Origin of the sequence: Morganella morganii (assembly GCF_019243775.1) — a bacterium.
Taxonomy (GTDB): domain Bacteria; phylum Pseudomonadota; class Gammaproteobacteria; order Enterobacterales; family Enterobacteriaceae; genus Morganella; species Morganella morganii.
In genome coordinates, this window is sequence record NZ_CP069157.1 from 459837 (window position 1) to 471118 (window position 11282).

Sequence of the window (11282 nt, forward strand, 5' to 3'; positions counted from 1 at the left end):
AGTTCCGTTTAACTCCGTACCGGTTTTATCATCAGTGTCAGGCGGTACGCCGCCATGCTCACCAGGAAGGAGACAAACAGCCCCAGACTGGAATTCTCAAACACACCGGTGGCAAACGGTCCGTTAATAAAGCCGGTGTTGGTGACCAGCAGCCCGGCAACCGAGCCGCCGAGCCAGCACAGGAAGGTCGGCCAGATAACCCCGGTGTCGCCGTAGAGCGAAACTTCGTCGTAACCGGCGGTTTTGTGTTTGCAGTAGTAATCGGTGATAAAAATCGCCGCCCAGGATGCGAGGAACAATCCGCAGAACACCAGGAATGAAATAAACGGCCCGAGGAAATCACCGGAAACAAACAGAACATAAATCGCGATCGCCAGCACAATCACGCCATCAAGAGCAACGGCGGTGCGCTGTTTGAGTTTGATGCCCATGCTCAGCAGGTTGAGACTGGCGGAATAGAGGCTGAGGACGGCGATAGTGACAATCCCTGCCACCGCAGCGGCCAGATACGGCACCGCCATCCAGGACGGCAGCAGACCGCCGATTGCGGCAATCGGGTTCTCTTCCGCTGCCAGATCAGGCAGTTGCGCGGTCAGCAGAATACCGGTCAGGATCAGAAGTAACAGCGGCAGTGCGGCCCCGCCGACCACTGAGCCGAAAATACGGCTGTGGGATGAGGACGGGCTCTGGTCACGGCTGTAATCTGCCCCGGCAATCGCCCAGCTGATCCCGGTTCCGGCGGCGATAATGGACACCGCAGGCAGGAAACCGGTGATCCAGTTACCGGAAGGACGGCTGATCAGCGCCTGCCAGTCTGCGGTCGCAAGCAGCCAGAGGACGACAAACAGGGTCATCGCCCCGAAAATACGCGTGATCCATTTCTGCATCAGCAAAACGGTGTTCTGCCCGAGAATACTGACCAGCACCGTCAGTCCGCCGAACAGTATCAGCGCGATAGCGGTCATCAGGTGTCCGCTGCCCAGCCCGATGGCGGTGAACAGCGCCGCCAGGGTCAGGGTGCCGGTGATGATATTCACCGCTTCCCAGCCCATCAGGTTAAACCAGCAGAAAGCCGTCGGCGCGATATTACCGCTTTTGCCGAAGCTGGCGCGGGAAAGGGTGAGGGTGGTGGTCCGGCCGATTTTACCGGCGATACTGGTGATCCCCACTAAAATAAAGGAGGCGACACCAACCACTGCCGCTAAAACCGACTGAAAGAAGGACAGCCCGAACGACACAATAATCGCGCCGTAGACCACGCCGAGAATGCCGATATTAGCGGCACACCAGACAAAGAACAGTTCGGCGGGTTTTTTGGTCTGCCGGGAAGGCGGGATCAGGCCGATCCCCAGTTCTTCGATGGTCGGATCGGTTTTGTTCAACGCTGAAGGTACAGATTGCTGACTCATGACATCATCCTGTTCGTCGCGGCATACTCCTGTCTGAACTGTGCCAGACGGCGGGCATACGGCGTAAAATCGATATTATTTGTATGATTTATCAATGCGATACTGTCAGCATCAAAACTGTCAATGCCGTGAATTGCGCCGCAGATGGCCGTCGCCATGGCACCGATGGTGTCCGTGTCGCCGCCGAGATTTGCAGCCAGTACCGCACAGCGTACGGGATTGGTGTTGGCTAAATCCGCGAGTGCAATTGCACACGGGATAGACTCAATATTATCCATACCGGCGCCGACTATCTCATAGAGATCGGTCAGTGCCTGCTCTTCGTCCGTGCGCCCGCGGACCACATTGAGGGCGTACATAATCCTCCGTCCCAGCAATGGGCTGAAGGTGGACTCAAACCGGCGCTGAACAGTGTCAGCCAGCGGTATGACAGCCTGTTTTATCGCAGACCAGTCAGTGCCCTCAACAGCCAGACTAACGGCCCGCGCAATCACAACAGCACCGGCAATGGCGATATCGGATTTGTGGGTCGGCAGACAGGAGAGCCTGACCTGCTCAATAAAACGATCTGTATTATATGATGGCATCAGGCAACCGACGGGCGCGACACGCATCGCGGAACCGTTGGTCACACCATTTGCCTCTATTTTATCTAAAGGTATTCCCTGGTGTATGGCATTCAGCGCAGCTTTTGATGTCGGCCCCAGAATATTTTTTTCAAACGCGTTTATCCGGGTGGCCCACGCCATTATGTGACGGGCGATCGTCTGCGGGACGACAGCACCGTGCTCCTCAATAATGGCATCCATCAGGGCAACACACTGACTGGTGTCATCGGTAAATTCCCCGGCAACAAACTCGTTGGCGGCAATATTCTCCTCAGGCCCCGGCAGGAAAGTATCAATCCAGCCGAAGTGCTGACGGACCCGGCTCTTCGGCCAGAGTTCCGACGGCATGCCCATGGCGTCCCCGGTTGCCTGCCCGTAAAGACAACCGAGAATACGTTTTTCTGTCACATTTAACGGGACTGCTGCTGATTGTGTCATTTATTATTATCTGAACTGGTGTTGAATGAATTAAGAACAACAAATCATATTATTGGTATAAAACTGCTGTGGAGCCTTTGTCTTTATAGAGTATATAATAGACGACAAATAAGTCCAGTTGTAGTCCAGTTGGATTGATTTTAATCAGTATGTGATAGCGGACACAAAAGTTGCTACACTGTTTTCAGCCGTTATCCGCAGCATGACAGGAACCTATTTGTGGAACATGATTTTCTCACTTTTTTACAGCACAGGCTTGATCAGCAATCAACTGTTCCGTTATATCTTCAGCTAAAACAAGGGATTGAAGAAGCCATCACACAAAAGCAGCTGACGCACGGTTGTGTTCTGCCGTCTGAACGCCGTTTGTCGCAGTCGCTGGGGGTATCCCGCGTTACGGTGGTGAAGGCACTGGACTTACTGCTGAAACAGGGCCTGGTGGTGAAACATCACGGCAAAGGCACGCAGATTAATCTGCCGGTGCAGTACAACCTGTCCGGCGGCGGTTTTTCCGCGCAGGCCGCCGGCAGCGGCAAGGTGTCCAACCGCTGGCTTATTCGTCAGCTGGACTCTGTGCCGGACTCACTGGCCCCGGAACTGGAATTATCCGCAGGTGATACGATGGCGGTGATCAAACGTGTCCGGCTGGTGGATGATATTCCGGTCTCGCTGGAAACCATGTTTATCCCGGAGGCGTTTCTGCCGCGTCCTGATCTGCTGGACGGTTCTCTGTATGCGCACTGGCTGGCGCAGGGAATTGAGCCGGATGTGCAGGAATATGCTCTCTCTATCTGTCACCCGACCGCGGAGGAGGCAAAACTGCTTTCTATTCCGCCGACAGCCTCACTGATGAAAATTATCCTCAGAAGCCGCGACAAGCTGGGCAGGGTGCTGGAGTACGGTACGGCTATCTGCCGCAGTGATTTTTATCATTTCCACTTTACTGTAAAAGCCTGAAAGCAAAAAAGCACTGTAAAAACAGTGCTTTTGTTTATATTACGTTGCTGTTTATCAGGCCATCGCAGTGATGGTTTTATTCAGAAACGCATTGGCGAGGGTGTCTGCGGTGAGGGTTTCATTGGTGTTCGCCGCCAGATCCCACAGGCCGACCTGGCCGTCACGGTTGAGCGTCACGATGTAACGGCAGCCGGATTTCAGCGCATTGCTGTGCTGACGCTTCAGTTTGGCACTGGTGAAATCATTGAGGATTTTATATTGCGGCAACTGATGGCGCAGTGTGTTAGCCAGTAACAGCGCTTCCACATTCTGTGCCGGATCTTCATAAGTCACCACAATATCCGGCTGATTCACAATATCTTTATCCAGGCCGAGAGTCTGGATCAGCAGTAACAGCCGTTCGATCCCGATAGCAAACCCGGAAGCCGGTAACTGTTTGCCGCTGAACAATTCAACCAGACCATCGTAACGGCCACCGCCGCAGACTGTCCCCTGTGAACCCAGCTCTTCCGTGATCCACTCAAATACGGTACGGGTGTAGTAATCCAGTCCGCGGACCAGACGCGGGTTGACCACATAAGCAATATTTTCACTGTCCAGCAGACGGCGCAGATCATCAAAGTGCTGCTGTGATTCCTCACCGAGGAAGTCCAGCAGGCGCGGTGCTGCTTCAATCATCTCCTGCATATCCGGGTTTTTGCTGTCCAGGATACGCAGCGGGTTGGTTTCCAGACGGCGCAGGCTGTCCTCATCCAGCAGCGCTTTGTGCTGCATAAAGTAATTCACCAGCTGCTGACGGTGCTCTGAGCGCTCTTCCGGTGTCCCGAGGGAGTTAATCTCAAGGCGGACGTGTTTATCCACGCCGAGCGCCTTAAAGATATCTTTCACCATAAAGATAAGCTCTGCATCCACATCCGCCCCCGGCATGCCGAAGGTTTCCACCCCGAACTGAGTGAACTGACGCAGACGGCCTTTCTGCGGACGCTCATAACGGAACATCGGGCCCTGATACCACAGGCGCTGCGTGGTGTTGTAGCACATGTTGTTCTCAATCACGGTCCGGACGCAACCACTGGTACCTTCCGGGCGCAGGGTGATGTGCTCGCCGCTTTTATCGAGGAAGTTATACATCTCTTTTGAGACGATATCGGTGGATTCACCGACCGCGCGCTCAAACAGGGCAACCGGTTCCAGAATCGGCAGCCTGACCTCCTGATAGCCGTAGCGGGAAGTGATATTCCGGATCCGGTTTTCCAGCCACTGCCAGACCGGTGTTTCTTCCGGAAGCACACTTCTCATCCCTCTGATTGACTGAATCTTTTCCATTTTTAGTCCTCTATATACAGTTTCTCTGTGAGAAATTCCGGCTGTCATCATTGTCAGCCGATAACGCCATCTCAGCGGTCTGCTCAGCGCAGATCCCCGGGATGTACGACAGGGCGAGCCCGGGACGGGGATCAGTAGTGTTTTTTTCGCGGCGCATAATAAAAAACAGATACAGCGGAATGGTAAACATCTGCAGCACCATGCCCCAGAACAGCGGTTTGGTGCCGGCGCCTGTCAGCGCGACCATAATGAATCCCAGACCAATCAGGCTCAGAGTGGCGTAAATAATAAAGGTGCGCCCGTACTGCATTTTTTTGGCGATCATGGCGATCGGCAGGGAAATCACAGCAAATGCATACGGGATCAGACTGGCGGAGACCGCAAGAATAATGATATTGCGGAACTGCTGTTCCAGGCTTGGTGAGATGGTGAGCAGCAGCACGGCGCTCATCATCCCGGCGGTACAAATCAGCCCTTTATACGGCACGCCGTGGCGGTTCACATCAGCAAAAAAACGCGGGAATGTGCCTTCTTCCGCCGCAGAGCTGGGAACTTCAGTCTGTAAAATCTGCCAGCCCGGTAATGCACCGAAGCAGGCAATAATCGCGAGCGCAGAGATAATCTGTCCCGCATGTTCGCCCCACAGATAACGGGCGGTATCAGCAAACGGTGCGGTGGAGTTAACAAGCTGTTCGTGGGGCAGGATCCCCATCATGACATTGGTGGAACTGAGATAGCAGGCGGCAGCAATAACCAGCCCGATAATGGTTGCCAGCGGAATATTGCGGTGCGGATTAGTCACCTGGGCGGATGAAACCGACGCGGATTCAATTCCCAGATAGCCCCACAGCGAAATCGCGGCGGCGGCAAAAATAGCATCTGTGTTACTGGTCTGAGTAACATTAAAACTGGTGATATAACGTGTGTAATCAAAACTGGTCCAGCCGAAAATACTGATGCTCAGAATAACGGTGAGCATACAAAGGCCGGTAAAAATCTGCGCATAGCCGACGACTTTTGCGCCCTGCAAACCCAGCAGAACGAAAGCCCAGAGAATAATAATTGCGGTAATAGCGGCGTAAAGCGGAGTGTGAAGCTGCGGAAAGAAATAAGAGAGATAACCGACACCGGAGATCAGTAAGGCACAGTTGCCTATCCAGGTCGAAAGCCAGTAAAAAAGTGATGTCTGTAACCCGATATACTGCCCGAATGTCCGTCCGATATTGGCAATCACACCGCCTTTACAGGGGGAGATTTCACCGGTCTTGGCGAACACCAGCGCCAGTGCCAGTACGCCGCAGAAGGTCAGCAGTCCGCCCCACAGCGCGATGGAACCGATATGCGCGAGGGAGGAGGGTAACATAAACACGCCGCTTCCCATCATATTGGAAGCCGTCATAATGATCAGGGCTGTCAGGCCCATGCGGTGGGTGGATTTACCATTGGGAACCATACCATTTTGTCCTCACAGAAATACTCCAGCTGCGGATGAGGGAGCAAAAAATCTCACGATCAGAGAACTGAGCCGTGTTTTTTGGTCTTTTTTCTTGCATCATCCTGTGTCGCTGTATAGGTTAGAGAGCGTTGCCGGCAGGATTGGCGTCTGCGCCGGCAACGAACCGTAAGGGGGCAGTGGATAATTACCACTGCCTTTTTTTATGCCGCGTGTAAGTTAAAATCCGCGATAACGTCGTCGATCAGTTTGTCGATCTGCGCGGTATCCAGATGGTGCGCGGTGGTGATCAGGTGAGCCACGTCGCCGGACGTTGCCAGGCAATGTTCTCTCCAGACGCGTTCTGACGGGCAAGGGAACACAACAGTAATGGAGTTTTTGTTGCGCCATGCATTGATACCGGCTTTCTGCATACGGTCAACAGCGTACTGAGCCATATCCAGACTGCGGGTGATGCGGCGTTTCCATTCCTCAGTTGAATGTGAACGGATAGCTTCCCACAGCATCAGTGGTGTGTGACCGTTACGTGAACCGGTGATGGTTTTGTCGTGTGCGGAGATGTAGTCGATTTCAACAGAAATACGATCCACGTTTTCTTTCTTCGCAACAACGATACCGCAAGGGATTGGCGAACCAATCATTTTGTGGCCGGAAACACCGATTGAGTCGATACCGTCAGCAAAAGTGAATGGCTGTGCATCATCAACGAATGGCAGGATCATGCCGCTCAGTGCCGCATCAGCGTGCAGGTAGTAATCTTCACGTTTGATACCGGCTGCTTTCAGGCGTTTCTGGATTTCAGCGATATCATCAATAGCACCGCGGACAGTGGTACCGATGTTAGCGAAAATGATCGGATGCGCTTCTTTATCGTCAGCGATTTTTTTCATCAGATCGTCATAGTCGATTTCGCCGTTTGGCAGAGATTCAACAACCTGAGATTTGATACGCAGTAATTTAACGATTTTCGCAACGGAATAGTGAGTATCTTTTGAATAGTACAGGGTACCGTCAGGGAAGATTTCACGGCCCAGGTAGCAACCGAACATGTTACCTTCGGTACCGCCGTTGGTCACATAACCCCAGCTTTGTTCAAACGGAATTTTGAACAGGTCTGCGAAATACTCCATCACTTCTTTCTCGAAATCGAAAGAGTTCAGCAGGTAGTTGCAATATTCGCCCCAGTCACCGCAGTTGTTGATGGAGAAACGTAAGAAACGTTCCAGGTTGGTGTAATCGAAATCTGCTGATTCAGGATAGCCGATGTTGAAATACTGGTTTTTTACGCAATAAGCCCAGAATGCATCAAGTTTGTTTTGATCATTGATAGACAGAGTCATACTTAATTACCTCTTGTTTTTCAAAAGTTAAGACTGTGAAGCGGAGCAAATCACGCTTTGTTTTGTTCGTCGTTGATGTACAGAATCTCGTTGCCTTTTTTCGCACGGCCTGCGGCCACGAAGCTGAACAGCGGGATAGTGATTGACATCATGACCAGACCCCAGAACATAGAATCAGAACCGGAACCTAACAGGGCAAAGACACAGTAGATAATGCCGATAACCACCAGGACGTTATAGAAAATGAAGGTGCTGCCGCGGTTCATTTTTTTGGAAACCATGATGATTGGCAGAGAAATCAGTGCGTACATGTATGGCAGCAGGGATGCGAAGACAGACATCAGAATGACGATTTCGAACTGTTTGGCCAGGTTTGGTGACGCGGTCATTAACAGCACCAGGCTCATCAGCACACCGGTGAAAATCAGGCTTTTCATCGGAACGTCATTTTTGTTCACATCGGAGAAGAATTTAGGGAACAGACCCTGGTTTGCACCGGCACGCGGACCTTCAGACTGCAGGATTAACCAGCCGGAGATAGAACCGAAGCAGGCGATGATACTCAGGATAGAGGCAACAGTACCGGCAGTTTCACCGAACATGTAACGGGCAGCATCCGCAAACGGCGCAGCAGAGTTAACCAGTTCTTCGTGCGGAACCAGACCCATGATAACGGTGCAGCTGCCGACGTAGCAGACTGACGCAATCAGCAGACCATAAACGGTTGCACGCGGTACAGTGTATTCCGGTTTGTCCACCTGGCCGCTGGAAACCACAGCAGATTCAACACCCAGGAAGCCCCACAGCGCGATAGATGCCGCAGTGATAATGGCAGTGGTATCGCTTTTACCGGTACCGTTATAAACCTGAGTAAACATCTGCGGATCGAACCAGAACCAGCCGATGACACCGACACCCAGAACAACAACCAGCATGCAGCTTGCAGTGAATGACTGCGCACGACCGGCGACACGGGCACCGAAACTGGCTAATACCACGAAGCCCCACAGAATCGCGATAGCAACGACGCTGCCGATAGCAGGGTTTTTCAGTTCAGGGAAGAAGTAGCTGAGGTAACCGACACCGGCAACCAGCAGCGCGACGTTACCGACCCAGGCACTGATCCAGTAACAGACAGTGGTCTGGAAACCGATAAACGGACCGAAAGCATCGCTGGCGTAAGCCACGATACCGCCGTTACGCGGTGTGATAAGACTGGTTTTGGCGAAAACTAAGGCTAATGCGATAACACCAATGATTGTAAATAACCATCCCCATAAGGAGATGTAACCGACGCCCGCGAGGTTAGTCGGCAGCATGAACACACCGGAACCCATCATATTTGATGCGGTTACCAGGGTCAGCGCGACCACCCCCATTTTATGGGCGGAACTGGCACTCATGTTTCCCATAATGCTTTTCCTGTAATGATTGTTTAATTGGAAAGGTGCACCCGATGACAATTACCGAGATACGGGAAACTTAATTTTTAAATGTCGTTCTAAATTTGATATCGATCAAAAAAAAACAGCGCTTCTATAACAGTTTCAGCTGAAAATGAATATTTTATGTGCCGTTTTGCAGTAAGTGACTCTGTCCCCCTTTTTTGACGTGAATAATCGGACTTCTGGTGTGGTTATTATTTTACTTTTGTCATGTGTTAATTAACAAAGCAGGTAAGTAAAAAATAAATATACTTTTTTCAATACGATAAAAAAGAATGGCATTCAAAAATAAAAACGGGTTTTATGATATGAGTTAAAATAATAAAACCGGTTTTATATTATATTACTCATTAGATAAATTTATTATTTTTAGCGATTGGAGCGCTGACCTATGCCAAGAAGAGAGCGCCTTTATTTCCCTGGATTACCACAGCTGATTAAACTTAACGGGCACAATCATGAAAAACTCTTTCAGGAAGAGAATGATTACGCCCGCTTTCTGACCTGTGTGGACAGGTCTTTAGAATCATACAATTGCGAGCTTCATGCCTATTCACTTCAGGCAGATACGGTATTGTTGCTGCTGACACCAAAATCAAAAGAAGATTTAAGCCGCTTTATACAGCACATCGGACGCCAGTATGTTCCTTACTACAATAATAAATATCAGCGTACCGGGGCATTATGGGACCGGCGTTATAACAGCTGCCTTATTGAAGCAAACTCCTATTTTCTTTTAGTCTCTCAATATGTTGATACATTCACATCCGACCAGTCGGAATATAATGATAAACATAACTTAAATTATTCAAGTTACGGTCATAACACCGGGGAATGCACTATTCCGAGAATGACTGAACATCAGTGTTATTTGCAATTAGGTAAAACACCGGAAGAGCGCGGGATCCATTATCAGCATTTTTTATATACCACTATCAGCCAGTCTGTTATTGAGCGTATTCAAATCTGTCTGAATCAGAATTGCGTACTGGGCACCAATCAGTATTGCCAGAAACTGGAATTTGAAGTGAACCGGACAGTACGCCCGCATCAGAGCGGACGGCCGCGCAAACATTACAGTAATGATGTGGCGGACTGGATCTGGCTGGAAAACCGCGCCTCTAAGCTGCTGGCACGCTACTGTTATCAGGAGATCCGCTTTCCGGTGCTGGAATACTGGGATGACCATATGAAGAATGCCGCGGCATTCGCGGATGATAACCATAACGGCCCCAAACTCAACTGCAGCCATCCGGCACTGCTGCGCGGTGAGGGTACGATGGGCTGTCTGCGGGTGATCGCACAGCATCAGCGTTTACAGTCAAAAAGCAAATTATGGTATATCGGTGCGATGTTCCGGAATGTGGCCGGGCAGAAACAGGATTTTGAACAATATCACCAGATCGGTGTGGAAGCATTCGGCTACGATAATATTGATATCGAGCTGGAACATATTTTAATGCAGTATGATTTTTTCAGTTCATTACACCTTACGCCGTACATTGAATTAAAAATAAATACCGCCGGCAGCGAAGAAGAATTCAGCCGGTTTCGTCGGGCACTGAGAGAGTATTATCAGCCGTTTCTGCCATTCTTTGAGGAGCCGTGGCTGGTTAAACTGAAAGAGAAACCGGAGCAGTTATTATCCACACCGCACAAGCTGCTGGATATCGTTAATAAAAAAGCGCCCCGGCTCAGTGAGTTTCTCTCTGAGGCTTCCGCCGCCCGCTTCCGTCAGTTGCTCGAATCCCTCAACCGCCTGAAAATTCCGTACAGTGTGACGCCGGGACTGTATCCGGTGAATAATTACTGTCACACCCTGTTTGAATGGCGCACCACGCATCCTGACAGCCACGATGAGCTGTTATGCCGCGGCGGCCGTTATGATGCCAGTGCGTCGCATCTGCTGGATAAACAGGTGGCGGTCAGCGGTTTTGCGTTTATGCTCGACCCGATTATTTTCCTGATCCGCAAATGTCACAAGCAACTGCTGCGTCAGAATGCGACCGATGTGGTGCTGATCCCGGAAAACACCCGTGCCGCCGGGCATGCGCTGATGGTCGGCCGCCGTCTGCGGATACTGTTCCCGCATTTCACCATTAAAAATGACTGCTCGGGGATGCGGATCAGTACCTGCCGCAAGAATGCGGAGCGCAACGGCAGCCGTTTTATCATTGTGGTGCCGTCAGAGGATGACAAAGCGCTGGAGCTGACTGATAAAGACAACGGAATGATTCAGTTTGTGAATGAGAATGCCATGATCGGTGTGCTGGGACACAGCGTAAACTGCTGAGGGGAGAGGATCC

8 protein-coding genes and 1 pseudogene are annotated in these 11282 nt (G+C 51.0%); 3 read left to right on the top strand and 6 right to left on the bottom strand.

The features are described 5' to 3' along the window. Positions 1–8 precede the first annotated feature (8 nt). Positions 9–1409 carry a purine-cytosine permease family protein gene (locus JL661_RS02175; protein WP_004234853.1) on the bottom strand — a complete coding sequence of 467 codons (1401 nt, stop codon included), beginning with the start codon at positions 1407–1409 and terminating at the stop codon, positions 9–11. Continuing rightward, the gene (locus tag JL661_RS02180; RefSeq protein ID WP_112548151.1) at positions 1406–2425 is read right to left on the bottom strand and encodes an ADP-ribosylglycohydrolase family protein; all 1020 of its coding nucleotides are present in this window, start codon (positions 2423–2425) and stop codon (positions 1406–1408) included. Before JL661_RS02180 ends, JL661_RS02175 begins: the two co-directional genes overlap by 4 nt. Before the next feature lie 249 nt (positions 2426–2674). On the opposite strand from JL661_RS02180, the gene JL661_RS02185 reads away from it, so the two are divergent. Further along, positions 2675–3412, top strand: coding sequence for a GntR family transcriptional regulator (locus tag JL661_RS02185; protein WP_004241238.1), 738 nt, complete (start codon positions 2675–2677; stop codon positions 3410–3412). Between the two features lie 54 nt (positions 3413–3466). On the opposite strand, the gene hisS is transcribed toward JL661_RS02185, so the two are convergent. The 4 genes from hisS to hdcC form a co-directional block, all read right to left on the bottom strand. Continuing rightward, positions 3467–4738, bottom strand: coding sequence for a histidine--tRNA ligase (gene hisS / locus JL661_RS02190; protein WP_004241239.1), 1272 nt, complete (start codon positions 4736–4738; stop codon positions 3467–3469). Positions 4739–4748: 10 nt separating this feature from the next. Then, complete coding sequence (locus JL661_RS02195) at positions 4749–6191, bottom strand: amino acid permease (RefSeq protein ID WP_062772016.1); 1443 nt, start codon at positions 6189–6191, stop codon at positions 4749–4751. A gap of 203 nt (positions 6192–6394) precedes the next feature. Then, a complete protein-coding gene (locus tag JL661_RS02200) occupies positions 6395–7531 on the bottom strand; it encodes a histidine decarboxylase (RefSeq protein ID WP_004234859.1) in 1137 nt (378 codons plus the stop codon). 50 nt (positions 7532–7581) lie between these two features. Further along, on the bottom strand, positions 7582–8943 hold the full coding sequence (gene hdcC / locus JL661_RS02205) for a histidine-histamine antiporter (protein ID WP_004241242.1): 1362 nt from the start codon (positions 8941–8943) through the stop codon (positions 7582–7584). A 424-nt stretch (positions 8944–9367) separates the two neighbouring features. Between hdcC and JL661_RS18245 the strand changes: the two are divergent. Both JL661_RS18245 and JL661_RS02210 read left to right on the top strand, forming a co-directional pair. Then, positions 9368–9721, top strand: a pseudogene (locus tag JL661_RS18245) (transposase); the annotation flags it as partial. 126 nt (positions 9722–9847) lie between these two features. Next, positions 9848–11269 (top strand): ATP phosphoribosyltransferase regulatory subunit, encoded by a 1422-nt coding sequence (locus tag JL661_RS02210; protein ID WP_225310133.1) that lies wholly within the window; start codon positions 9848–9850, stop codon positions 11267–11269. Positions 11270–11282: the final 13 nt, after the last annotated feature.